Source organism: Hydrogenophaga sp. L76 (assembly GCF_057654755.1).
Genome location: NZ_CM172807.1, coordinates 3,175,816 through 3,200,494, shown reverse-complemented (window position 1 = coordinate 3,200,494; position 24,679 = coordinate 3,175,816). Strand labels below are relative to the sequence as shown.

Sequence of the window (24,679 nt, the reverse complement as noted above, 5' to 3'; positions counted from 1 at the left end):
CCTTCTTGACACGAAGTCTTGCATATTAAAGTAAGTTTTAATTTGAAGCCAGCGTTTTAAAGCGGGTTTTCACACAGACGCTCAAGACTCCGGCGCCGCATGCGCCTTCGCGAACGCCAGGATCACCTCGCGCACGATCTTGCGTTGCGGGGCCGGCAGCTTCAGGTAGGTATCGATGACTTCACGCTCGACAAAACCGACCCCTTCGTCCCAACGCTTCTGGTATTCCCGCACCTGACGCCGTACTGCATCACCAAACCGCAGAACCTCAGGTTCCAACTTGAGCCACTCGGCCAGCACCTGCAGCTTGTCCTGTGTAGGAATGGAACGGCTGTTGAGCCAGCCCCAAGCCGCCTGGTTACTGATGGAGCGGCCGTGCCAACGCAGATTGAATTCGTGCTCCAGCACCGACGGACTGACGACGTAGCCCATACGGGCCATCGCGTCTCGCAGGCGCTGGGAGAACTCCATCTTTTCGTTCATGCCCCCAAGCTACGGGGTGCTTGAAAAATTTCTCTATTTTCTGTTGTATAAGATACCAACAATTACTTGATTTTTGCTTCAACAACGATTGATGCTCACGCTGCCTTTGCCCTTCCCCATTCCATCTGCTCTGATCGCTGTCGCGCTGGCGCTGTTGGCAGGCTGCTCCACCACGCAAGAGATCACGCTGGGCGCCCAGGTGCCTACCAAGGTCATAGTTACAGTCGCGCAGGTCCAAAACGATGGCAACTCGTCGCAGATGACCAGCCTGCTGGAGGAAGCGCTGCTCAAAGAGAAACTGGCAGTCGTTGGAGCCCTTCCCTCGGGCACCCGAACCGCGCCCGGTCTCGACGCGCTTGTGAGCTATACGGACGTCTGGCGTTGGGACCTCATGATGTACCTCAAGCACCTCACTGTTCAGCTGTACGACGCCGAAACGGGGCAACTGGTCGCCTTGGGCCGATGGTCCGATTCGCCCTTACACGGCTTCAGGGACCCAAAGACCGTCATGGATGGCCTGATCTCGGATCTCGTCGCCCGGGTACGCGGGGCCAAGCCCAGCGCCGCGATCTCCGTCAGCGCCCCTTAACGTCATTCACATGAACTCAACGGGAAACGTGGCCCGCCAACCACTTACTCAACTGGAGGAGCCTCGTCATGAAACACATCGCCAAAAAAATCTTCGCCGCCTCAGCCATCGCGCTACTGACCGCCTGCGGCGGTGGTAGCGATGAACCAAGCAAGGATCTGTTCAGCATCTGGACCCGGGATGGGACGGGCGCAACGATGGACATTCGCGGCGCAAGCTTTGGCTCCCCGCACTATCTGTATGCGTTTGCCCAAGACGGCACAAAGTGCATCTGTCAATTGACCGTTATCGGTGAACAGGACAAGGGTAGCTTTGCATTGTCCAGTTGCATCTCGACCCCGTACAACAGTGCCAAGAATCCCCAATGCGAAGCCATGAACGTGGCCGGCAACTACACGAACGTGAGCGCCATTCTCACGTTGAGCACACAAAGAGGAACCGCCACCTATCGGTGATCAACTTCCGGCCCTATGAAGCAATGTGGCCTCCTGCGTTCAGGGCCGCACCGAGATGGGTATCGTCTTGCGCGCCGGCCTCTCCGCTCGCGCCCTCAGCTGCCCACAGCCGCCATCCACGTCCTGCCCGGCGGACTGGCGCAGTTTGGTCAGGATGCCGCGGCGGTGCAGGCGGCGGGCGATGTCGGCCGCCTTCTCCCAGCTCGGGCGCTGGTAGGGCAAACCTTCGACGCTGTTGAACGGGATCATGTTCAGGATCGCGTACTTGCCCGTGAGCAGGCGCACGATGCCGTCGAGTTCTTCATCCGTATCGTTGATGCCGTCGAGCAGCGTCCACTGGTATTGGATCGGGTAGTCGGTGGCGCGGGCGTAGAGCTCGCCCGCCTCCACCAGTTCTTCCGGTGACAGACGCGGCGCGCGCGGCAGCAGCTGCTCGCGCAGATCGGCCCGGGTGGTGTGCAGCGAGAGCGCGAGGGCCGGCTTCACGCGGCCCCGCGGCAGCGCCTCGAACACGCGCGGGTCTCCGACGGTGGAGAACACCAGGTTCTTGTGGCCGATGTTGCCCACCGTGCCCAGCAGGTCGATCGCTTCGAGCACGTTGTCGAGGTTGTGCGCGGGCTCGCCCATGCCCATGAACACCACTTTCTTGACCGGGCGCATGCTGCGCGCCAGCGCCACCTGCGCCACGATCTCGGCGCTGCCCACCTGGCGGATCAGGCCGGTGGTGCCGGTCATGCAGAACACGCAGCCCACCGCACAACCGATCTGGGTGGAGACGCAGACGCCGTCGCGCGGCAGCAGCACGGTTTCGACCATCTGGCCGTCACCCAGCTTCACCAGCAGGCGCGCCGAGCCGTCTTCGCCCGGGTGTTGTGATTCGAGTCGCGCCAGCGCGGCCAGCTCGTCGGCGATGGCGGGCAGCTCGGCCACCAGCGCGGACGGCAGGAAATGTTCGACCTGGCGCCGGCCACTGGTCTGAGGCAGGGCCAGGCTCCACAGGCGCAGTACGCGCTGCTGATGGCGGGAGTTGGCGCCGAGCGCGTGCAGGCGCTCGCGCAATTGTTCGATGCGCATGGGGTGGATTGTCCCAGCAAGTACCACAAGCACCATGCCCACGTCGGTGGAAGAATCCGCCGCAGCGGCGGACAATGCGCTTCCTCAGGAGACCCCACGATGAAATCCGTGTCCCACATCCAGCGCAACCCGCACGGCCATTGGGTCGGCGACGGCTTTCCGGTGCGCAGCATCTTTTCGTACGACGACAACCCTGCGGCGTTCTCGCCCTTCCTGCTGCTCGACTTCGGCGGCCCCACCACCTTCGACCCGACGACGAAACGCCGGGGCGTGGGTGCCCACCCGCACCGGGGTTTCGAGACCGTGACCATCGTCTACGACGGTGAGGTCTCGCACCGCGACTCGACCGGCGCGGGCGGCACCATCGGCCCCGGCGACGTGCAGTGGATGACGGCTGCCGCCGGCATCGTGCACGAGGAGTTCCACAGCGAAGCCTTCGGCCGCAGTGGCGGCCCGTTCCAGATGGTGCAGCTGTGGGTGAACCTGCCGGCGCGCGACAAGATGGCGCCGCCCGGCTACCAGGGCATCACCGCCGCGATGACGCCCACCGTGGACCTGCCCGATGGGGCCGGCACGGCGCGCCTGATCGCGGGCTCGTTGCTTGGCGCGCAAGGCCCGGCGCACACCTTCACCCCCATGCAGGTGTGGGATGTGCAGATCAAGGCCGGCCACACCGTGACCCTGCCCGCACCCGAAGGCCACACCACCGTGCCGCTGGTGCTCAAAGGCCGGGTGAAGACGCAGGGCGGCGCCGAAGCCACCGACGCCGAGATGATCGTCTACGAGCGTGAGGGCGAGGGTGTGACGCTCACCGCGGTGACCGACACCACCCTGCTCTGGCTGGCGGGTGAACCGATCGACGAACCGGTGGTGGGTTATGGGCCGTTCGTGATGAACAGCGAGGCGGAGATCCACCAGGCGTTCGCTGATTTTCAGAGCGGCCGCATGGGACGGCTTTGAAACACCTGAAAAAAAGGAGAACACGATGCTCGACATGGTGATCAACGCCCGCGCCGCCGACCTCGGCCACGGCCTGACGGTGCGGCGCGTGCTGCCCTTTGCGAAGCGCCGCAACGTCGGCCCCTTCGTGTTCCTGGACCACGCCGGCCCGGTGCCGCTGCCGCCGCAGTACGACCGCGCCGCCGACGTGCGCCCGCACCCGCACATCGGCCTCTCGACCGTGAGCTACCTGCTCAGCGGCCAGATCACGCACCGCGACAGCCTGGGCACGCTGCAGGTCATCCGACCCGGCGAGGTGAACTGGATGACGGCCGGGCGCGGCATCTCGCACAGCGAACGCTTCACCCACCCCGATTCGTATGCCGACGGCGGACTGGAGCTGATGCAGCTCTGGGTGGCGCTGCCCGAGGCCGACGAAGAGTGCGAACCCGCCTTCACCCACTATCCCGCCAGCGACCTGCCGGTGATCGAATCGGACGGCGTGTGGATGCGCCTGGTGGCGGGGAGCGCCTACGGCGAGAGCAGCCCGGTGCGCACCCACTCTCCCCTGTTCTACCTGCACACCGAGTGGCAGGCAGGCGCCAGCAAGGCCCTGCCCGGTGGCCACAAGGAGCAGGCGGTGTACGTGGCCAAAGGCGAGATTCAACACGCGGGCGAGGTCTACCAGCCCGGCCAGCTGCTGGTGTTCGGCGACGACGTGGACGCGGTGATCACCGCCCGCACGCCCGCCACGCTGATGCTCTTTGGCGGCGAGCCGCTGGGCGAGCGCCACATCTTCTGGAACTTCGTGTCGTCTCGCAAAGAGCGCATTGAGCAGGCCAAGGCCGACTGGGCGGCTGGCCGCATCCCAATGCCCCCGGACGACAAGGACGAGTGGATTCCGCTGCCGGGTTGAGACCGCTCAGAGCCCCAGCTCGGTCAACCCGGGATGGTCGTCGGGGCGGCGCCCCAGCGGCCAGTGGAACAGGCGCTCGCTCTCATGGATCGGCCGGTCGTTGATGCTGGCGTGGCGCTGCTCCATGTAGCCCAGCGGATTGAACTGCCAGTTCTCGTTGCCGTGCGAACGGAACCACTGCCCTGAATCGTCGCACCACTCGTAGACGAAGCGCACGGCGATGCGGTTGCCGTCAAACGCCCACAGCTCCTTGATGAGCCGGTAGTCCAGTTCCTTGGCCCATTTGCGCACCAGGAAGGCGTGTACCTCGGCCCGGCCCACCGGGAACTCCGCGCGGTTGCGCCAGCGCGTGTCCTCGGTGTAGACCTTGACCACCCGGTCCGGGTCCCGCGAATTCCACGCATCCTCGGCCCCGCGCACCTTCTGCGCGGCGGTCTCGGCGGTGAAAGGCGGCAGCGGTGGGCGCGGTTCCATCAGTACTGCTTGTAGGGGAGAAATTTGCCCGACATCACGATGTTCACGCGGTCGCCGTTCGGGTCGGCCTGGCGCTGCATGTCCATCTTGAAATCGATCGCGCTCATGATGCCGTCGCCGAACTCTTCGTGGATCAGTTCCTTGAAGGTGGTGCCGTACACGCTCACCAGTTCGTAGAAGCGGTAGATCAGCGGATCGGTCGGCACGCTGGTGGGCAGCGAGCCCTTGTAGGGCACGACCATCAGCCACTTCTGCTCGTCGGCAGAGAGGCCGAATATCTTGCCCAGCACCTTGGCCTGCGCCGGTGTGGCGGTCATCTGGCCCAGGCACAGTGCTGTCGTCCATTCCTTGGACTGGCCCACCTTCTTGGCCACATCGGCCCAGCTCAGGCCTTTGCTGACTTTGGTGGAGATGATTTTTTCGGTGACGTCGAGTCGGCTCATGGTGTTGCCTCTTGGTGTTGATGAAGAAAAGGAAAGGGGAGTTCGTCAATGCGCTTTCGCGCGGCTGACCAGAAAATCAACGATGTGATTTCTGAGGTCGTAGTAGCCATCGAGGTGGTGCAGCTGCGCGCGCGTACGGCTGCGTGGCAGCGGGTTGACCACCACCTCGGCCATGCCGCCGGGGCGGTAGCCCTGGTCGGTCTCCTGGCCGTTCGTCATGAGCAGGATGCGGTCGGCCAGCAGGATGGCTTCGTCCACGTCGTGCGTGATCATGAAGACGGTCTGGTGCGTCTCGCGCACGATGCCCATCAGCTCGTCCTGGATGGTGCCGCGCGTGAGCGCGTCGAGCGCGCCGAAGGGCTCGTCGAGCAGCAGCATCTTGGGGCTGATCGCAAACGCGCGCGCAATGCCCACGCGCTGCTTCATGCCGCCCGAAAGCTGGCTGGGCTTCTTGTCGATGGCGGGCAGCAGGCCGACCATGCCCACGTGTTTTTCGACCTGCTGGTGAATCTGCGCCTTGCTCCAGTCGGGCCAGCGCGATTTGACGGCGAACGCGATGTTCTGCCGCACCGTGAGCCACGGCATGAGCGCGTGGCTCTGGAACACCACGCCGCGCTCCAGGCTCGGGCCGCTGATCTCGCGGCCGTCCATGAAGCAGTGGCCGCTGGTCGCGGTGTCGAGCCCCGCGAGCACGTTGAGGATGGTGGTCTTGCCACAGCCGCTGTGACCGATGATGCAGACGAATTCGCCCTTGTCGATGGCGAACGAGACGTCGGCAAACACCGGCTTGTCGGCCTGGTAAGCCTTGGCGAGCTGTTCGACTTTGAGGAAACCGGACATCGGGGAAACCTTTTCGGTTGGGGTGGTCACCGGGACCACACGGGCTGCGCTTTCACGCACGCTGGACTCACTCCACATAGGTCACCGCCTTCTGCAGTTGGGCAAACATCAGGTCGAGCAGCATGCCGACCACGCCGATCACCAGCACGGCAAAGATCACGTTGGTGAGCGAGAGGTTGTTCCACTCGTTCCACACGAAGTAGCCGATGCCTGTGCCGCCCACCAGCATCTCGGCCGCCACGATCACCAGCCAGGCGATGCCCATGCTGATGCGCATACCGGTCAGGATGGTGGGCGCCGCGGCCGGCAGGATCACCTGGAAGGCCTTGCGCAGCGGGCTCACCTCCAGCGTGCTGGCCACGTTGAGCCAGTCGCGCTTGACCGCCGCCACGCCGAACGCGGTGTTGATCAGCATCGGCCAGATCGAGCAGATGAAGATGACGAAGATGCCGCTCACATCGGAGTCTTTCAGCGCGTAGAGCGCCAGCGGCATCCAGGCCAGCGGGCTGATGGGCTTCAACACCTGCACGAAGGGATCGAGCGCCTTGCGCATCAGCGGCGACATGCCGATGAGAAAGCCCAGCGGGATCGCCACCACCATGGCCAGCAGGTAGCCCGCCGCCACGCGCGCCAGCGAATGCCCGAGCTGGATGCCGATGCCCTTGTCGTTCGGACCCTTGTCGTAGAACGGGTCGGACAGGTGCACCCAGCTCGCCTGCGCCACGGCCAGCGGCCCGGGCACGCCGGCGGTCTTTTCGGCACCCGGGTCCTTGCCCATCATCTGCTGGTATTCGATCTCTTCGGCCGTCAGGCCGGCCGACGAACCGCCGACCGACGCAGCATCGGTGGCGAGTTCCCAGATGCCGAGAAAGCAGACCAGCAGCAGCAGCGAGACCACCGCTGCGCGTGCGTTGAGGCTGATGCGTTTCATGTCAGGCTTTCGAGATGGCGAAGCTCTTGGCGTAGGCGGCGGCCTTGGCCGGATCGAACTCCTTGCCCATGATCTGGTGCTTGGTGTAGGTCGGGCCGGCCTTGAACTCCTGCCCCAGGTCCTTCATGTGCTTGCGCGCGTCGGTGATCAGGAACACCTTCTCGGCGATCGCCTTGTAGTCGACATCGCCTTTCACATAGCCCCAGCGCTGCATCTGCGTGAGCATCCACACCGCCATGCTCTGCCAGGGCATGGGGTCGAAGTCGGCGCGGTCGGGCACTTTCTGGATCTTGCCCAGGCCGTCGGCGTAGGTGCCGGTGAGCACCTGCCTGACCACGATCTCGGGCTGGTTCAGGTACTGCGACGGCGCGATCACCTTGGCGATGAGCTCGCGGTTTTTCGGCTGGCGCGCCATGGCCGCAGCGGTGAGCACGGCGCGGTAGAGCGCGGCGAACGTGTTCGGGTTCTTCTGGATGAACTCGGTGGTGGTGCCGAAGGCGCAGCAGGGGTGGCCGTGCCACAGGTCTTTGGTGAGCGTGTGCAGGTAGCCCACCTCTTCGTAGACCGCGCGCTGGTTGAAGGGATCGGGGCCGAGGAAGCCGTCGATGTTGCCGGCGCGCAGGTTGGCCACCATCTCGGGCGGCGCGATCACGCGCAGCTGCACGTCGGTGTCGGGGTTGATGCCGTGCTCGGCCAGGAAGTAGCGCAGCAGGAAGTTGTGCATCGAGTAGTCGAACGGGATGCCGAACTTCATGCCCTTCCAGTTCTTCGGGTCGCGGTTGTCCTTGTGGCGGATCGACATCGTGATGGCCTGGCCATTGATGTTCTGGATCGTCGCCACGTTGGTGGGCACGGCGTTGGAGCCCAGGCCCATGCTCATGGCCAGCGGCATGGGGCTGAGGAAGTGCGAAGCGTCGTATTCCTTGTTGATCACCTTGTCGCGGATCAGCGCCCAGCCGGCCGTCTTGGTGACTTCGACCTTGAGGCCCTGCTTCTCGTAGAAGCCCAGCGGGTGCGCCATGATCAGCGGCGTGGCGCAGGTGATCGGGATGAAGCCGATCTTGAGGTTGGTTTTTTCCAGCGCGCCCTTGTCCTGCGCCATGGCCTGCATGGTGCCCACCGGCAGCACGCTGGCGATGGCCGCCATCGCCGTGCCCTTGCCGACCGCGCGCAGAAACAGGCGGCGCTGCTCGTCGTGCGGGAACAGCGCTTTCACGAGCGTGGCTTCGATGAATTCGTTGCTGTAGGCCTCGAACTCGCTGCTCTCGCTGCGGCGACGCAGCTCGATGGCCGCGCTGTCGGCCGACACCTCGGCGTGGTGGTCGGCCACGGTGTGGTCGCGCCCACAGCTGCACTTCATCATGAGCGGACGGTCGGCGTTGTAGGGATCGAAGAATTCGGACATGGCACACCTCGTGAGTTGATGACGGGGTGTGCATTGCAAGCGTCGGGCCAGCAGCGTGCCTGATCGGCAGATTTCGGGGCGCTGGCCGCATTTCGCAGACACCCCACCGACCCGATGTAGGGCTGGCCCTACACGGGCGGCCGTTTCAGGGCGTTTTGGGCGCGCGCGCGTGGCGCTCGGCGTACAGCGCGAGCTCCACGTCGTTCTTGGTGCCGGTCTTTTCCAGGATGCGCGCACGGTAGGTGCTCACCGTGTTGGGGGCCAGCCCGAGCTGCGCACCAATTTCGCTCACGGTCTGGCCCTGCGTGAGCAGGCGGTAGACCTGGTGCTCGCGGTGCGAGAGCGCTTCGGGCCCGGCCTGCGCACCGCTCTGGCCCACCGCGGCGGCGAGCGCTTCCGCGGTGGTGGGCGTGAGGAACACCCCGCCCGCCGCCACCTTGCGCACCGCGGCCAGCATGTCGTCCGGGTCGGCGCTCTTGTTCAGGTAGCCGCTGGCGCCGAGCTTGATGCAGCGCACGGCGTACTGCTTCTCGGGGTAGGTGCTGAGCATGAGCACCGGCAGCTTCGGGTGCTCGCGCTTGAGCGCCTGCAGCACGTCGAGCCCGTCGATGCCGGGCAGCGCGATGTCGAGCAGCACCAGGTCCAGCCCGGTGCGGCCCTGCAACGCAGCCACCTGCTCCAGCACCTCGGGACCGCTCTGCGCCTCGGCCACCACCATCACGTCGGGCGCATCGGCCAGGATCTGCTTGAGCCCTTCGCGCACGATGCGGTGGTCGTCGCCGATCAGCACGCGGAGGGTGTCGGTGGTGACAGCGGCGTTCATGTGCCTCCCCGCGGCAAGGCGATGGTGAGGCACATGCGCGTGCCCTCGCCCGGTGCGCTGGTGATGTCGATGCGGCCACCGAAGTGGCGCGCGCGCTCGCGCATGCCCATCACACCGTAAGCGTCCGCTGCCTCGAAGGCCTGGGCCGCCGCACCCACGCCGTCGTCCTGCACCAGCAGGGAGAGTTCGCCACCGGTCACCTGGATCGCCACCCGCAGGTGCTGCGCGCGCGCATGCCGGCCCACGTTGCTGAGCATCTCCTGGAAGATGCGGAACACCGCCATGGCCAGCGGCTCGGGCGGGTCGGGCGCATCGTCCACGTCCATGCACCATTCCAGTGCGAGCTCGGCCGATGCCACGAACTCCTGCGCCTGCCACTCCAGCGCTGCCCACAGGCCCTGGTGGTCGAGGATGCTGGGGCGCAGGTCGGTGATGATGCGGCCCACGTTGTCGACCGCGTTCTCGATCAGACGGCTCATGTTCTGGCACTTGCAGCGCATGCGCGTGCGCATGTCTTCGGCCGCGTCGGCGCTGCGCTGCGCCTGCTCGGCCAGGCGCTTGTCCATCCAGTTCACGTCCATCTTCAGCGCCACCAGCAGGCTGCCGAGCTCGTCGTGCACCTCGCGGGCGATGCGCGTGCGCTCGTCCTCGCGCACGGATTCCGACCAGGCGGCCAGCTCGCGCACCTGTTTTAACGCGGTAGCCAGCGCGAGCGTGCGTTCACTTACTTTTTCTTCCAGCTGGTCTTTGGCGCGCTGCAGCGCGTCGGCGGCGCGGCGGCGCTCGGTGATGTCCACGAAGGTGATCACCGCGCCGAGCACCTGGCCGTGTTCCACGATGGGGTGGCTGGAATACTCGACCGGAAAGGCCGTGCCGTCGCGGCGCCAGAACACCTCGCTGTCGATCCGGCAGGGCAGGCCCTGGCGGAAGGCGTTGAAGATCGGGCACTCCGCCTCCGGGTAGGCGCTGCCGTCGGGGCGGGAGTGGTGCGTGAGATCGTGCATGTTGAGCCCGATCAGCTCTTCGGGCTCGAAGCCGATCAGGCGCGCGCCGGCCGGGTTGATGAAGACACAAGCCCCGTCGAGGTCGACGCCGTAGATGCCTTCGCCCGTGGATCCGAGCAGCAGCGCCAGCGGGTCGCGCCAGGCCTCGGCCGGCGGGGCCTGCGGGTGGCGGAACTGCGCATGGGTGTCGACGTGCATGCCCAACACAAGCAATCGATGTGCCAAAGCAGCCATGAAAGTCCATCCTCGGCGCCTCCCACGACAACACCCGCTTATCCCCCCGGTGTGCTGCACACGGCACCGGACACGCTTGACTGCACCGGGCGGCACCCAGGATCCGCCCACGCCCGGAAGCTTCAGGTGTTCGGCGCCGTCTTCGCACTCCAGACCATGGTGATCGCCAGGATGCCGATCACCACACCCAGTGACACCGCCACCGGGATCTTGAAGATGTCGATCAGCACCATCTTGCTGCCGATGAACACCAGGATCACGGCCAGGCCGTAGTTCAGCAGGTGGAAGCGGCTGGCCGCGGCCTGCAGCAGGAAGAACATGGCGCGCAGGCCCAGGATGGCGAACACGTTGCTGGTCAGCACGATGAACGGGTCCTTGGTGATGGCGAAGATGGCGGGGATCGAGTCCACGGCAAAGATCACATCCGTCAGGCCCACCATGGCGATCACCATCAGCAGCGGGGTGGCGATCTTCTTGCCGTTCTCCATCGTCCAGAACTTCTCACCGTCGTAGTGCTTGCTGACGGGCAGCAGCCTGCGCAGCAGCTTCAGGGCCGGGTTGTCGTTCAGCGCCGGCTCATCGCCCGCCCCGCGCCACATCTTCACGCCGGTGAGGATCAGGAAGGCGCCGAACACATACAGGATCCAGTGGAACTGGGCCAGTAGCCAGCCGCCCACCAGGATCATCACCGTGCGCAGCACGATGGCGCCGATGATGCCGATCATCAGCACCCGCTTCTGGTAGGTCGGCGGCACCGCGAAGTAGCTGAAGATCAGCAGGAAGACAAAGATGTTGTCCACCGCCAGGCTCTTCTCGATCAGGTAGCCGGTCAGGAACTCCAGCGACTTCTGGTTCGCCAGGTCGGTGGAGCCCGTGCTGTCCTTCACCGCCCACCACAGCAGGCCGTTGAACAGAAAACTCAGACCCACCCAGATCAGCGACCAGTTGACCGCCTCCTTCACGCCCACCGCGTGGGCGCCCTGCTTCTTGAGCACGACGAAATCGACAAACAGCGCCGCCAGCACGAAGCCGACGAACACCAGCCAGAGCCACAGGGGCGCGATGGTTTCCATGAATGACAAGACCTTTTCTGAACGGACGGTGTTGATGGACAAACACCCTCCAAGGTCTGGCCGGAACCGGGCATGGCGCCCGACCCGGGGTTTCCGGCGGCCTTTTCCTGAAGGATCGGGCCGCGTACTGACGGAAACCCCACCCGCCGGAGGCCGGCAATGTGGCCGGTGGCGGGATGGTTACTCCCCTTGATGGGAGCCGCGATTGTCGGGGAGGACGCCCAGCCCCACAAACTGAAAGACCTTCAGGATTTTCCTGAAGATCGTGCTCAGGCCGCTTCCCTGTAGAACACCCCGCGCTGGAGACCACGCGGCGCCTGGCTCGCCACCGCGTCGTGAATCGCCCCGATGTGCTGCGGCGTCGTGCCACAGCAGCCACCCACGATGTTCACCAGCCCCTCGGCGGCGAACTCGCGCAGCAGGCGGCTGGTGACGTCGGGCGTTTCGTCGAAGCCGGTGTCGCTCATGGGGTTGGGCAGGCCGGCGTTGGGGTAGCAGCTGATGAAGGTGTCGCCCGCGACCTTGGCCAGTTCCTGGATGTAGGGGCGCATCAGCGTGGCGCCGAGTGCGCAGTTCAGGCCCACGGCCAGCGGCTGGATGTGGCGCACGCTGGCCCAGAAGGCGGTGACGGTCTGGCCGCTGAGGATGCGGCCCGAGGCGTCGGTCACGGTGCCGCTGATGATGACGGGCAGGCGCTCGCCGCTGGCCTCGAAATACTCGTCGATGGCAAACAGCGCGGCCTTGGCGTTGAGCGTGTCGAAGATGGTTTCGACCAGCAGCACGTCGGCCCCGCCCTCGACCAGCGCTTCCACCTGTTCGTAGTAGGCGGCGCGCAGTTGCTCGAAGGTCACGTTGCGGGCACCGGCGTCGTTGACGTCGGGGCTGATGCTGGCGGTCTTGGGCGTCGGGCCCAGGGCGCCGGCGACGAAGCGCGGCTTGTCGGGCGTGCTGAACTTGTCGCAGGCGGCACGGGCGAGGCGGGCCGAGGCCAGGTTCATCTCGCGCGCCAGGTGGGCCATGTCGTAGTCCTCCTGCGCGATCGAGGTAGCGCCGAAGGTGTTGGTCTCGATCAGGTCGGCACCTGCGGCGAGGTAGCTCTCGTGGATGTCGGTGATCACGTCCGGCCGCGTGAGGCTCAGCAGCTCGTTGTTGCCCTTGACATCCTTGTGGAAGTCCTTGAACCGCTCGCCCCGGTACTGCGCCTCGTCGAGTTTGAAGCGCTGGATCATGGTGCCCATGGCGCCATCGAGGATGGCGATGCGTTGCGAGAGGATGACGGGCAGCGCCTGGGCGCGGGTGTAGGCGGTCGATTTCATGCCCCGATTGTAGGAAGCCCCCTCGCCACAAGCCGCCTGCCCGCCGGGAGCCCCGCCCGTATCCCCGACAATAGCCGCCATGAAACACCTGCTCCCAAAGGAAGCCTGGGCCTGGCTGCAGGCCGAAACCGAGCGCCGCGCGGCGCTGGGCCAGGACGCACCCTTGTTTGTCGACGTTCGCATGGAGATCGAATCGCTCTATGTCGGCCGTCCGCCCGGCGTGGAGAACATCCCCTGGTACGAATACCCCGACCTCACGCCCGACCCGGACCGCTTTGCTTCGGTCGTGGCCACGGAAGCGGGCGCGAAGGACCGCCCGGTGCTGCTGATCTGCCGCAGTGGCAAGCGCACGCTGGACGCCGGAGCGGCGCTGGAGGCGGCCGGTTTCGCCGAAGTGGCGCACGTGGTGCACGGCTTTGAGGGCGACCTGAACGAGGCGTTCAAGCGCTCCAGCCTGAACGGCTGGCGGCACGACGGTTTGCCGTGGGAGCAGATGTAGCTTGATGAGCAACGCCATCGACATCTCCAGCGCGGGAGAAACCCTGGAAGCCTGCGCCGGTGTTCTGCAGGAAGTGTTCGGCTACGACGCCTTCCGCGGCCCGCAGGCCGACATCGTGCGCCACGTGAGCGAAGGCGGCGACGCGCTGGTGCTCATGCCCACGGGCGGCGGCAAGTCGCTCTGTTTCCAGATCCCGGCCATCGTGCGCGAGCGCGCCGGCCACGGGCTGACCGTGGTGGTCTCGCCGCTGATCGCGCTGATGCACGACCAGGTGGGCGCGTTGCTCGAAGCGGGTGTGGCGGCGGCCTTCCTGAACTCCAGCCTCAGCAGCGAGGAAGCGCAGGCGATCGAGAAGCAGATGCTGCGCGGCGAGATCACCCTGCTCTACGCGGCGCCCGAGCGCCTGACCACGCCGCGTTTCCTGGCGCTGCTGGACGCGCTGCACGAGCGCGGCAAACTCTCGATGTTTGCCATCGACGAAGCGCACTGCGTGAGCCAGTGGGGCCACGACTTCCGGCCCGAGTACCGCGCACTGGTGGTGTTGCATGAGCGCTTTGCCGGCGTGCCGCGCGTGGCGCTCACCGCCACCGCCGACGACCTGACGCGCGAAGACATCGTGAACCACCTGCAGCTGCAGGACGCGCGGCGCTTCATCAGCAGTTTCGACCGGCCGAACATCCGCTACACCATCGTCGAGAAGAAGGACGGCTCGACCCAGTTGCTGCGCTTCATCCGCGACGAGCACATGGGCGCGAGCGGCCACGACGCCGGCATCGTCTACTGCCAGTCGCGCAAGCGGGTGGAAGAAGTGGCCAGCATGTTGTGCGACGCCGGCCTCAACGCGCTGCCCTACCACGCCGGCCTGGACGCGGCCGTGCGGCAGCGGCACCAGGACCGCTTCCTGCGTGAAGAAGGCGTGATCATGGTCGCGACCATCGCCTTCGGCATGGGCATCGACAAGCCCGACGTGCGCTTCGTGGCCCACCTGGACATGCCCAAGAACATCGAGGGCTACTACCAGGAAACCGGCCGCGCCGGGCGCGACGGCGAGCCCGCCACCGCGTGGATGGTCTACGGCCTGCAGGACGTGGTGAACCAGCGCCGCATGATCGACGAAAGCCCGGCGGCCGACGAGTTCAAGCAGGTGCTGCGCGGCAAGCTCGACGCCCTGCTCACGCTGGCCGAAGCGAGCGACTGCCGGCGTGTGCGCCTTCTGTCCTACTTTGGTGAGGCCAGCCAGCCTTGCGGGAACTGCGACAACTGCATCAGCCCGCCCGCGCTGGACGACGGCACCGAGTCCGCGCGCAAGCTGCTCTCGTGCATCTACCGCGTGCAGCAGTCCAGCGGCATGGCCTTCGGCGCCGGCCACATCATGGACATCCTGCGTGGCAAGGTGACCGAGAAGGTGACGCAGTACGGCCACGACAAGCTCAGCACCTTCGGCATCGGCGCCGACCTGGGCGAAACGCAGTGGCGCGCGCTGATGCGCCAGCTGGTCGCGCGCGAAGCGATTCACGTCGATTCGGCCCACTTCAACACCCTGCACCTGGCCGACGCGGCGCGTGCCATCCTCAAGGGCGAAGCCCAGGTCTGGCTGCGGCCACTGAGCGAGAAGAAGAAAGCCGCGTCGCGCAGCAAGAGCGGCCGCAGCAGCCAGGCGGCGCTGGCGCCCGACGGCCAGCCGCTCTCGCTGGCCGAACGCGAATGCCTGGACGCGCTCAAGGCCTGGCGTGCCGAAGTGGCGCGTGAACACAACCTGCCGGCGTTCGTGATCTTTCACGACGCCACCCTGCGCGCGATCGCCGCTCAGAAACCACGCTCAATGGCCGATCTGGATGGTGTGGCCGGCATCGGCCAGAAAAAGCGCGAGGCCTATGGCGCCGAGGTGCTGCGGGTCGTGGGTGCTTTTTCCGGGTAAGCCCGGGCACACCCCTCCTGCGACCGGCCTGCGCGATGGCGGCGATCAAAAACCGATTTTTCTCGCCTCGCGCACGCCCGGTTTGATGCGGTGCTCGGCCTCCAGCTGGGCCAGGAATTCGGTCGGCTCGATGGACTCTCCCAGGATCTCCACCTGGCGCTTCACCGCGGCAAAGTCACCCGGACACAGCTGATCGAGCTTGCCCAGCCGCTCGCGCAGCGCGGGCTCCAGCGCCGCCGCGTCGCCGCCCAGCGCCTCCACGACAAACATGGTTTCGCGCTGCGGGGCGGTCAGCGGCTTGAAGTGGATCTTGAAGGTGAAGCGCCTCAGCGCCGCCTGGTCGATGCTGTCCATCAGGTTGGTGGTGCAGATGAAGATGCCGTCGTAGCGCTCCATGCCTTGCAGCATCTCGTTGACCTCGGTCACTTCGTAGGTGCGCTGGGCACCACGCCGGTCCTGCAGAAAACTGTCGGCTTCGTCGAGCAGCAAGACCGCTTTTTCGGCCTGCGCCTCGCGGAACATGGCGGCCATCTGCTGCTCGGTTTCACCCACGAACTTGCTCACCAGATCGCTGGCACGTCGGATCATGAGCGGGCGCTCCAGCTGCTGGGCGATGTGCTCGGCCAGCGCGGTCTTGCCGGTGCCGGGCGCACCGTGAAAACACAGGCAGCCATGCCCGCGCGCCTTGAGCGCGGTGACGATGCGCGGCAGCTCGTAACGCGATTCGACGTTGAGCATGTCCAGGCTGTACTGCGTCACGCTCGGGCGCAGCGCGAGGTCGGGCTGCCGCCCGAGGGCCTGGTCGGCGTTCTTCAGCTGGCGTTCGATCAGGTCGTCCAGCATCGGGGCATCGGCCGCAAGGCGCTTGGCGCCCCGGCGCGCCGCGGGTTTGGCCGGATGGGCCGCGAGCTGCGCAAAGCGCAAGGCGGTGCGGATCTGCGCTGGTGTGAGCCCTTTGCGCTCGGTGAGGCGCGCGACCAGGGCGTCGGACACCGCAGCGCCTTCGAGTGTCTTGCGCACCAGCTGCTCGCGCGCGCCGGGCGGCGGGCTCTTGAGTTCGAGGTGGTAGGCAAAACGGCGGCGGAAGGCCGGGTCGATCTGTTCGATGCGGTTGGTGACCCAGAGCGTGGGCACGGCGTTGGATTCGAGGATCTGGTTGACCCAGGCCTTGCCACTGACGCTGCCCGTGTGGGGCGCGGCGACGTGTTCGGCGCGCGCAATGATCTGCGCCGCTTCGCTGGAGATGGGCGGGAAGACGTCTTCCACCTCGTCGAACAGCAGCGCGGACTGCGCCGTGCCCTTGAGGAACACCTGCGCGATCTGCAGCGAGCGGTAGCGGTCACGACCGCTGAGCGCGTTGCCATCGCGGTCGGCGTATTCCACCTCGAACAGCTCCAGCCCCGCCGCCTGCGCCACCACGCGCGCGAGCTCGGTCTTGCCGGTGCCGGGCGGGCCGTAGAGCAGCACGTTGACGCCGGGCTCCTTGCGCGCCACCGCTTCGCGCAACAGAGCGCAGAGCAGGCGCACGTCTTCGCCCACGTATTCAAAGTCCTTGCTGGTGAGCGCGGAGCGCGCGGCCGGGCGGGTGAACACCGCCATCAGCTCGCTCTGGTTGCGGTACTCGCGCATCAGCACGGGTGGCAGCTTTTCGCTGACCTTCATGAGGTCGGCGAGGTCGGTGATGTTGTGCTCGGAGATCAGGTTCTCCACCATGCCGATGCGCTCCAGCCGCGAGCCGGCGCGCAGCGCCTCGCCCACCTCGCTGGCCTTGACGCCGGCCACGTCGGCGATCGCCGCATAGGCCTCGGGTGCGTTGTTGACCTTGAACTCCACCAGGATGGAGCGCAGGTCGCGCTGGTAGCGCGCCAGCGTGCCGTAGAGCAGCAGGGCGCGTTCGGCGCGGTTGAGCTGCAGCAGGCCGGCGAGCGCGTCAATGTTCTTCTCCACCAGGGTGGACTGCTTCTTGAGCGACTGGCTCAGCCAGTCACCGGTCACGGCGAGCACGGCGAGCAGGTCCTTCGGCGACTCCTTGGCGTATTCGTCAAGGTAGAAGAACAGCGTGCCTTCCTCATAGGGTCCACGCCAGACGCCGTAGCGCTCCATGAACGCCGCGGTGGACAGTTTCTCGAAACCGCTCCAGAGTTCGTTGCCCTTGCAGCGGCGCTCCAGAAAGTCCCGCAGGCGGTGCAACACCGTCAGCGGCCAGATGAGGTGGCGACCGGCGAGCGCGAGCAGGGTGTTGAGGTCGCGCCGCACATTGAAACGCGGCCCCTGGCGCGCCGCCAGGCTGAGCACGAAGTGCGAACACATGAGGTCCAGCACCGGCGCCTGGCGCAGTCCGTGCGGCACGAACACGCGAGCATCCGGCGACACCGCGTGGCGCGGCTCGGCACCCGCGCGCGGCTCGGACACCGTGCGTGTCACAGGCCCGACAGGCTGCAACAGGCGTTTGCTCATTCGGACTTCCTCCAGTCGTGACAACAGGGGACGGCGGACCAGATGCCGGCTTTGAAGCGGACCATAACCCAGCTTGATCCATCATGGAAGTGAATGATGGAGCATGTGTGACGAATTTGTGGGGCTATTCCCGGGGGCCGATTCCGGGCTTGCCGGTCCACAATCGCGCCATGCTGGAACTCAAAGACATTGAAGCCGCCGCGTTGCGGATCGCGGGCCAGGTGCTCGACACACCCTGCGTGGAATCGCGCACCCTCTCCCAGCTGCTCGGCTGCCAGGTGTACCTGAAGTTCGAGAACCTGCAGTACACCGCCTCGTTCAAGGAGCGCGGCGCCTGCAACAAGCTCTCGCAGCTCGGCGCCGACGAACGGGCCCGTGGCGTGGTGGCCATGAGCGCCGGCAACCATGCCCAGGGCGTGGCGTACCACGCCCAGCGCCTGGGCATTCGTGCGGTGATCGTGATGCCGCGCTTCACGCCGGGCGTGAAGGTTGAACGCACACGCGGCTTTGGCGCCGAAGTGGTGCTGCACGGCGACACGCTGGACGAGGCGCGGACCCACGCGCGCGAGCTGTCGGCGCGCGACGGCCTGGTGTTTGTGCACCCTTACGACGACGAAGCCATCGTGGCCGGGCAAGGCACGGTGGCGCTGGAGATGCTGCGCGTCCAGCCCGATCTGGACACGCTGGTGGTCGCGGTCGGCGGCGGCGGCCTGATCGCTGGCATGGCCACCGCAGCGCGTGCGATCCGGCCAGACATTGAAATCGTGGGCGTGCAGACCGAGCGCTTCCCGGCCATGTACAACGCCATCAAGGGCACGCACCTGCCCCAGGGCAACAGCACCATTGCCGAAGGCATCGCCGTCGGCACACCCGGCACGATCACCGAAGCCATCATCCGGGACAAGGTGGACGACCTGGTGCTGGTCGATGAGGGCGACGTCGAGCAGGCCATCGTGATGCTGCTGGAGATCGAGAAGACCCTGGTGGAAGGCGCTGGCGCGGCGGGGCTCGCGGCCCTGATCAAACACCCGCAGCGCTTTGCCGGCAAGAAGGTCGGGCTGGTGCTCTGCGGCGGCAACATCGACCCGCTGCTGCTGGCCTCTATCATCGAGCGCGGCATGGTGCGCGCCGGGCGGCTGGCGCGCATCCTCGTCAACGCACGCGATGTGCCGGGCAACCTGGCCCGCATCACGGCCATCGTGGCCGACGCCGGCGCCAACGTCGACGAGGTGCACCACCAGCGTGCCTTCACACTGCTGGCGGCGCAGAACGTGGCGATCGAACTGGTGCTGCAGACGCGCGGCCGGGAACACCTGGCGCTGGTGATCAAGCACCTGCAAGACGCTGGCTTCGACGCGGCCGTGGTCTGAACAGCTGCGCGTCTTTCGTCCGGGCCGAATCACGCTCGGCCACTGAAACACCCAGCTTCGCTGACGCCGGAACGCCCGGTGCGCGGCACATCTGCCGACTACGGCTGACATCTTCTCGCGTTCCGGCTTCAACCCCGGAGAAAACCACCGGCATGCCAATCAAAGGTTGACGTGTCATCCCCCTGCTTGCATCATGGTCCGGTGTTTGACCGCTGACAGGAGAACGACCATGAACATGAACGCCTTGTGGGAATCCTTGCAGAACAGCCTGGGCGGCCACATTCCCCAGTTGCTCGGCGCCATGGCCATTTTCGTGCTGGGCTGGTTTGTCGCCGTGCTGGTGCGCGCCGCCGTGCGCAAGAGCCTGGGCTTCGCCGGCGTCAACCAGCGTTTCAGCCGCCTCACCGGCAACGGCGTGGACATCGAGGGCGCAGTGGCCCTGGGCCTGTTCTGGGCCGTGATCCTGGTCACGCTGATGGCGGTCTTCAATTCGCTCGACCTGGCCATGGTGTCCGGCCCCTTCAGCGCGCTGATCACCAAGGTGTTCGAATACGCGCCGCGCCTGCTCGCGGGCCTGGTGCTGGCGCTGGTCGCCTGGCTGGTGGCCAGCCTGGTGCGCACGATGACGCAGAAGCTGCTGGACCGCACCTCACTCGACGAAAAGCTGTCTGAACACGCCGACATGTCACCCATCAGCGAAAGCCTGTCCGGTGCCCTGTTCTGGCTGGTCATCCTGCTGTTTGTGCCCGCCATCCTGGGCGCGCTGGAGATGCAGGGCCTGCTGGATCCGCTGCGCGACATGGTGGCCAAGACACTGGACATGCTGCCCAACGCGGTGGCCGCTTTCGTGATCGGCGGTGTGGGCTGGATCGTGGCCACCGTGCTGCGCAACCTCACCACCAACCTCACGCGCACCGCGGGCATCGACAAGGTTGGCAGCCGGGCCGGACTGGCCAGCTCGGTGCAACTCTCGGGCGTGATCGGCCTGCTGGTGTTCGTCGCGGTGTTCCTGCCGTCGCTGATTGCCGCACTGGACGCGCTCAAGATCGAAGCCATCTCGCAGCCTGCCACGCAGATGCTGGCCATGATCCTGGCCGCCGTGCCGCACATCATTGCCGCCGCGCTGATCCTGGTGATCACCTGGCTGGTGGCGTCGTTCGCCAGCAAGCTGCTCGCCAGCCTGCTGGCCACCGTGGGCTTCGACACCCTGCCCGCGCGCATCGGCATGGCCCACGCCTTCGAGAAGACCAGCGCCTCCAGCTTCGTCGGCCATGTCGCGCTGTTTTTCGCCATGTTGTTCGCCACCGTCGAAGCCGCCGGCCAGCTGGGCTTCAGCCAGGTCAGTGGCGTCGTCACCACCTTCATCACCTTTGGCGGTGACGTGCTGCTCGGATCGGCCATCCTGGTCATCGGCTTCTGGCTCGCCAACGTGGCCTATACCGCCATCGACCGCGCCAGCGGCCCGAACACCAAGGGGCTGGCCCGCATCGCGCGCTTCGCCATCCTGGCGCTGGTGCTGGCGATGGGCCTGCGCGCCATGGGCATCGCCGACGACATCGTCAACCTGGCCTTTGGTCTCACGCTCGGTGCCGTGGCGGTGGCCGTGGCCCTGTCCTTCGGCCTGGGTGGGCGCGAGGCGGCTGGCCAGCTGATGGCGCACTGGCTGGCCCGGTTCCGCAAGGAGGATGAGGCATGAGCGCCGCTCGGCCGTTCCGAAGGCGCTCAGCCCCGCAGTGCGCAGCACGGAGGGTAGTCCAGTGAGCACGCTGGCACCCGACATCGGCGTCGACACGCTGCACCTGGCGCTGGGTGACTGGTTTGCTCCCTGGGTGCAGGCCCTGGGCCTGCGCGTCGAGTCTTTTGCCGCCGGTGAGGTCACCCTGCGCCTGCCGCAGAACCCCGAACTCAGCCGCATCGGCGGCATGGTGTGTGGCCAGGCGCTGATGGCGGCGGCCGACACCGCCATGGTGCTGGCCATCGTGACGCAGCTGGGCAACCAGCGCCCCATGACCACCGTGCAGCTCAACACCAGCTTCCTGAAACCGCTGGTCAACCAGGACGCGCTGGTCACGGCCCGCGTGGTCCGTGCGGGCAAGAACCTGGTGTTCGGCGAGATCGACATCGTGGCCGCGAGCGACAACAAGAGTGTCTGCCGGGCGAGCACCACCTATGCGCTGCTGTAGTCAGGGTATGTCACAAGTCCCGGGTCTGTACCCCGTCGGCACGCTGCCCTTAAAATCAGATTGATATTTGTCAAATACCCTGGAGAAACCATGTCCCACCACGAACACGACAGCCACAGCGACCAGCCTCAGGACGTGGTGGAGTCCATCGTTCCGCTCATGCCCATCGTGCTGCCTGTGGCCGGTGCCGTGCTGATTTTCCTGCTGGCCTTCATCGCCGTCTTCATGGCCTGAAGCCTCGGCAGCCCCCCAAGGCCGAACGCCCGGCAGGGCCATCGGCCTTTTTTCTTGCCTGCAGCGTTGGGGTCACGGCTCTTCCGGAACCGCCACGGACCAATTGGTGCATCAGGTTATGCATGTTTTGCATGTAACTTGCCGGTAACTGACCGTCGACTTTCATAAAATTGGTGTTTTGGCCGACACACGGAGCAAAACCCGGGTCCATCCACCCGCCTTTTGCCCATCTGGCTGCACCTGCCATCCGCACCGCAGCACCGAGCGCCGACCGCCCTTATTTGCCCAGGGGATCTCGACCAGCCGCCCGCCCACCTGTTTGTGGCCAGCGGCTGTTGGTGTCTCTTGGGCTTGCCGCTTTACAAACTTCTGGAGCCATTTCCATGAATTCACCCGTGATGCAGGGCCTCAACCTCAACACACCCGTCTACGTGAAAAATGCCCGGCTGATCGCCTGGGTGGCCGACATGGTTGCCCTGTGCAAGCCGGCCGACGTGGTCTGGTGCGATGGCAGCGAGGAGGAATACAACCGCCTGTGCCAGCAGCTGGTGGACGCCGGTACCTTCAAGAAACTCAACCCCGCCAAGCGCCCGGGCAGCTTCCTGGCCTGCTCCGACCCGTCGGACGTGGCGCGCGTGGAAGACCGCACCTTCATCTGCTCCGAGAAGAAGGAAAACGCCGGCCCGACCAACAACTGGATGGACCCGGCCGAGATGCGCCAGACCCTGCAGCCGCTGTTTGACGGCTGCATGAAGGGCCGCACGATGTACGTGGTGCCCTTCTCCATGGGCCCGCTGGGTTCGCACATTGCCCACATCGGCATCGAGCTGACCGACAGCGCCTACGTGGCCGTGAACCAGAAACTGATGACCCGCATGGGCAAGGCCGTGTACGACGTGCTCGGCACCGACGGCGCCTTCGTGCCCTGCATGCACACCGTCGGCGCACCGCTGGCCGAAGGCCAGAAGGACAGCAGCACCTGGCCCTGCAACCCGACCACCAAGTACATCGTGCACTTCCCCGAGACGCGCGAAATCTGGAGCTACGGTTCGGGCTACGGCGGCAACGCCCTGCTGGGCAAGAAGTGTTTTGCACTGCGCATCGCCTCCAACATGGGCCGCGACCAGGGCTGGCTGGCCGAACACATGCTGATCCTCGGCGTGACCAATCCCGAAGGCAAGAAGTACCACGTCGCCGCAGCGTTCCCCAGCGCCTGCGGCAAGACCAACTTCTCCATGCTGGTGCCGCCGGAAGCCGGTTTCGCCGGCTGGAAGGTCACCACCATCGGCGACGACATCGCCTGGATCAAGCCGCACGCCGACGGCAAGCTCTACGCCATCAACCCCGAAGCGGGTTACTTCGGCGTCGCCCCCGGCACCAACATGCACACCAACCCGAACTGCATGCGCTCGCTGGACAAGAACGTGATCTTCACCAACGTGGCGCTGACCGATGACGGCGACGTCTGGTGGGAAGGCATGGAGAAAGACGGTGGCGGCGTGCCTGCGCACCTGATCGACTGGCAAGGCAAGGACTGGACGCCCGAGATCGCCAAGGCCACCGGCGCCAAGGCCGCGCACCCGAACTCGCGCTTCACCGTGGCCGCCACCAACAACCCCGCACTCGATCCGCAGTGGGACGACGCCAACGGCGTGGCGATCGATGCCTTCATGTTCGGCGGCCGCCGCAGCACCACCGTGCCGCTGGTGACCGAAGCCCGCAGCTGGACCGAAGGCGTGTACATGGCCGCGACCATGGGCAGCGAAACCACCGCCGCCGCCTTTGGCGCCCAGGGTGTGGTGCGCCGCGACCCGTTCGCCATGCTGCCCTTCTGCGGCTACAACATGAGCGACTACTTCCAGCACTGGCTCGACATGGGCAACCAGCTGCAGACCCAGGGCCATGCGCTGCCCAGGATGTTCTGCGTGAACTGGTTCCGCAAGGGTGCCGATGGCAAGTTCGTCTGGCCCGGCTACGGCGACAACATGCGCGTGCTCAAGTGGATGATCGACCGCATCGAAGGCCAGGCCCAGGGCGAAACCACGATGTTCGGCATCGCCCCGACCTACGCCGAAATCAACTGGACCGGCCTGGACTTCAGTGCCGAGCAGTTCAAGACCGTGACCAGCATCGACAAGGCCGCCTGGGTGGACGAACTCAAGCTGCACGACGCCCACTTCGAGCAACTGGCGTACCACCTGCCCCAGGAACTGGTGGCCACCAAGGCCGAGCTGGAAAAGCGTCTGGCGGCCTGCTGACTGCGCCCCACACCGTCTGTGATTCGCTGGACGGCACGATCTGCCGGCCAGCGCCACGCCCCCGGATGAACGGTCCGGGCCAAAAAAAAGCCACCTGACCCGGTGGCTTTTTTGCTGTGGCGCGGGTCTTTCCGACCCGCGGTGGCGCCGATGGCGTCAGATGTAATAGAGGTGGATGTTGCGGGCACGGCTTTCGGCGAGCCGCTCCGGGAAACGACCCCAGCCGCTGACCGGCTTCTGCACCGCACCGGATTCCAGCCCCATGGGCGCCAGCGCGGTTTCAAAGTCGCCGTCGTCCGTGTCACGCATGCGGGCCTGCATCAGCTCCGCCATGAGGCGCGGGTCGCGGCGGGCCAGTTCCCACAGGCGCATCTCGGCACGGGCTTCAGCCAGCGTGGCCGACCAGCTGTCCAGCGAACGCAGGGTGCGCTGCGCCAGGTTGCGGGCGGTGCCGGCGAACAGGGCCGAGCCGGCAAAAATCACCACCCAGAGGATCACCCAGCCCAGGAACAGGTGGCTGTCGGCCCAGGTGCTCACCAACTGGTCGGCCAGCACCACCAGCGCGGCCACAGCGGCGGCCAGCAACATCGCGGCCAGCCCGCGGGAACCGTCCAGGCTGCTGCGCAGGTGGTCAGAACCCTGAGACGCGTTGGCCGTGGCGGTGTTCAGGCCCAACGAGGCGGGAGAAGGTGAAAAGGCGGTGCTCATGGCGGACTCCTTGGAAAACAAATGTCTTTTGGACAGGCGAATACTAGGGTTAA

At 65.9% G+C, this 24,679-nt stretch carries 24 protein-coding genes; 11 read left to right on the top strand and 13 right to left on the bottom strand.

Features of this window, described 5'->3' with window-relative positions:
- Positions 1 to 81: 81 nt before the first annotated feature.
- Positions 82 to 483, bottom strand: coding sequence for a transcriptional regulator (locus tag AC23D4_RS15460; protein ID WP_472889020.1), 402 nt, complete (start codon positions 481 to 483; stop codon positions 82 to 84).
- 91 nt (positions 484 to 574) lie between these two features.
- Here AC23D4_RS15460 and AC23D4_RS15455 point away from each other — a divergent pair, with 91 nt between their 5' ends.
- Entirely contained in the window at positions 575 to 1,072 is a 498-nt protein-coding gene (locus AC23D4_RS15455; RefSeq protein ID WP_472889019.1) for a hypothetical protein, read from the top strand.
- A gap of 68 nt (positions 1,073 to 1,140) precedes the next feature.
- The gene (locus tag AC23D4_RS15450) at positions 1,141 to 1,527 is read left to right on the top strand and encodes a hypothetical protein (RefSeq protein ID WP_472889018.1); all 387 of its coding nucleotides are present in this window, start codon (positions 1,141 to 1,143) and stop codon (positions 1,525 to 1,527) included.
- Between the two features lie 39 nt (positions 1,528 to 1,566).
- On the opposite strand, the gene AC23D4_RS15445 is transcribed toward AC23D4_RS15450, so the two are convergent.
- Entirely contained in the window at positions 1,567 to 2,601 is a 1,035-nt protein-coding gene (locus AC23D4_RS15445) for an RNA methyltransferase (protein ID WP_472889017.1), read from the bottom strand.
- A 99-nt stretch (positions 2,602 to 2,700) separates the two neighbouring features.
- On the opposite strand from AC23D4_RS15445, the gene AC23D4_RS15440 reads away from it, so the two are divergent.
- Complete coding sequence (locus AC23D4_RS15440) at positions 2,701 to 3,561, top strand: pirin family protein (RefSeq protein WP_472889016.1); 861 nt, start codon at positions 2,701 to 2,703, stop codon at positions 3,559 to 3,561.
- A 25-nt stretch (positions 3,562 to 3,586) separates the two neighbouring features.
- A complete protein-coding gene (locus tag AC23D4_RS15435; protein WP_472889015.1) occupies positions 3,587 to 4,456 on the top strand; it encodes a pirin family protein in 870 nt (289 codons plus the stop codon).
- Positions 4,457 to 4,462: 6 nt separating this feature from the next.
- Here AC23D4_RS15435 and AC23D4_RS15430 read toward each other — a convergent pair whose 3' ends face one another.
- The 9 genes from AC23D4_RS15430 to AC23D4_RS15390 all read right to left on the bottom strand — a co-directional run bounded on the left by AC23D4_RS15430 (position 4,463) and on the right by AC23D4_RS15390 (position 12,999).
- A complete protein-coding gene (locus AC23D4_RS15430) occupies positions 4,463 to 4,930 on the bottom strand; it encodes a nuclear transport factor 2 family protein (protein WP_472889014.1) in 468 nt (155 codons plus the stop codon).
- Complete coding sequence (cynS, locus tag AC23D4_RS15425) at positions 4,930 to 5,373, bottom strand: cyanase (RefSeq protein WP_177136509.1); 444 nt, start codon at positions 5,371 to 5,373, stop codon at positions 4,930 to 4,932. Before cynS ends, AC23D4_RS15430 begins: the two co-directional genes overlap by 1 nt.
- Before the next feature lie 45 nt (positions 5,374 to 5,418).
- Entirely contained in the window at positions 5,419 to 6,213 is a 795-nt protein-coding gene (locus AC23D4_RS15420) for an ABC transporter ATP-binding protein (protein ID WP_472889013.1), read from the bottom strand.
- Positions 6,214 to 6,280: 67 nt separating this feature from the next.
- Positions 6,281 to 7,144, bottom strand: a complete 864-nt coding sequence (gene ntrB / locus AC23D4_RS15415; protein ID WP_472889012.1) for a nitrate ABC transporter permease — start codon at positions 7,142 to 7,144, stop codon at positions 6,281 to 6,283.
- A 1-nt stretch (position 7,145) separates the two neighbouring features.
- The gene (locus tag AC23D4_RS15410) at positions 7,146 to 8,549 is read right to left on the bottom strand and encodes a CmpA/NrtA family ABC transporter substrate-binding protein (RefSeq protein ID WP_472889011.1); all 1,404 of its coding nucleotides are present in this window, start codon (positions 8,547 to 8,549) and stop codon (positions 7,146 to 7,148) included.
- Positions 8,550 to 8,694: 145 nt separating this feature from the next.
- Positions 8,695 to 9,372, bottom strand: coding sequence for a response regulator (locus tag AC23D4_RS15405; protein ID WP_472889010.1), 678 nt, complete (start codon positions 9,370 to 9,372; stop codon positions 8,695 to 8,697).
- Positions 9,369 to 10,574 carry a sensor histidine kinase gene (locus tag AC23D4_RS15400; RefSeq protein WP_472889009.1) on the bottom strand — a complete coding sequence of 402 codons (1,206 nt, stop codon included), beginning with the start codon at positions 10,572 to 10,574 and terminating at the stop codon, positions 9,369 to 9,371. Before AC23D4_RS15400 ends, AC23D4_RS15405 begins: the two co-directional genes overlap by 4 nt.
- Positions 10,575 to 10,732: 158 nt before the next feature.
- A complete protein-coding gene (locus tag AC23D4_RS15395) occupies positions 10,733 to 11,683 on the bottom strand; it encodes a TerC family protein (protein ID WP_472889008.1) in 951 nt (316 codons plus the stop codon).
- Between the two features lie 269 nt (positions 11,684 to 11,952).
- Positions 11,953 to 12,999, bottom strand: coding sequence for a homocysteine S-methyltransferase family protein (locus tag AC23D4_RS15390; RefSeq protein WP_472889007.1), 1,047 nt, complete (start codon positions 12,997 to 12,999; stop codon positions 11,953 to 11,955).
- Positions 13,000 to 13,078: 79 nt separating this feature from the next.
- Here AC23D4_RS15390 and AC23D4_RS15385 point away from each other — a divergent pair, with 79 nt between their 5' ends.
- A complete protein-coding gene (locus tag AC23D4_RS15385; protein WP_472889006.1) occupies positions 13,079 to 13,498 on the top strand; it encodes a rhodanese-like domain-containing protein in 420 nt (139 codons plus the stop codon).
- A 4-nt stretch (positions 13,499 to 13,502) separates the two neighbouring features.
- Complete coding sequence (recQ, locus tag AC23D4_RS15380; RefSeq protein ID WP_472889005.1) at positions 13,503 to 15,416, top strand: DNA helicase RecQ; 1,914 nt, start codon at positions 13,503 to 13,505, stop codon at positions 15,414 to 15,416.
- A gap of 45 nt (positions 15,417 to 15,461) precedes the next feature.
- Here the strand turns inward: recQ and AC23D4_RS15375 are convergent, their stop codons facing one another.
- Positions 15,462 to 17,726 (bottom strand): ATP-binding protein, encoded by a 2,265-nt coding sequence (locus AC23D4_RS15375; RefSeq protein WP_472889028.1) that lies wholly within the window; start codon positions 17,724 to 17,726, stop codon positions 15,462 to 15,464.
- A gap of 317 nt (positions 17,727 to 18,043) precedes the next feature.
- On the opposite strand from AC23D4_RS15375, the gene AC23D4_RS15370 reads away from it, so the two are divergent.
- The 5 genes from AC23D4_RS15370 to AC23D4_RS15350 all read left to right on the top strand — a co-directional run bounded on the left by AC23D4_RS15370 (position 18,044) and on the right by AC23D4_RS15350 (position 23,918).
- Positions 18,044 to 19,243 (top strand): threonine ammonia-lyase, encoded by a 1,200-nt coding sequence (locus AC23D4_RS15370; RefSeq protein ID WP_472889004.1) that lies wholly within the window; start codon positions 18,044 to 18,046, stop codon positions 19,241 to 19,243.
- A 229-nt stretch (positions 19,244 to 19,472) separates the two neighbouring features.
- Positions 19,473 to 20,939, top strand: coding sequence for a mechanosensitive ion channel (locus tag AC23D4_RS15365; RefSeq protein WP_472889003.1), 1,467 nt, complete (start codon positions 19,473 to 19,475; stop codon positions 20,937 to 20,939).
- A 61-nt stretch (positions 20,940 to 21,000) separates the two neighbouring features.
- A complete protein-coding gene (locus tag AC23D4_RS15360; RefSeq protein WP_472889002.1) occupies positions 21,001 to 21,426 on the top strand; it encodes a PaaI family thioesterase in 426 nt (141 codons plus the stop codon).
- 90 nt (positions 21,427 to 21,516) lie between these two features.
- Positions 21,517 to 21,660, top strand: coding sequence for a hypothetical protein (locus AC23D4_RS15355; protein ID WP_472889001.1), 144 nt, complete (start codon positions 21,517 to 21,519; stop codon positions 21,658 to 21,660).
- A gap of 383 nt (positions 21,661 to 22,043) precedes the next feature.
- A complete protein-coding gene (locus AC23D4_RS15350) occupies positions 22,044 to 23,918 on the top strand; it encodes a phosphoenolpyruvate carboxykinase (GTP) (RefSeq protein WP_472889000.1) in 1,875 nt (624 codons plus the stop codon).
- Between the two features lie 156 nt (positions 23,919 to 24,074).
- Here AC23D4_RS15350 and AC23D4_RS15345 read toward each other — a convergent pair whose 3' ends face one another.
- Positions 24,075 to 24,626 (bottom strand): hypothetical protein, encoded by a 552-nt coding sequence (locus AC23D4_RS15345; protein ID WP_472888999.1) that lies wholly within the window; start codon positions 24,624 to 24,626, stop codon positions 24,075 to 24,077.
- Positions 24,627 to 24,679: the final 53 nt, after the last annotated feature.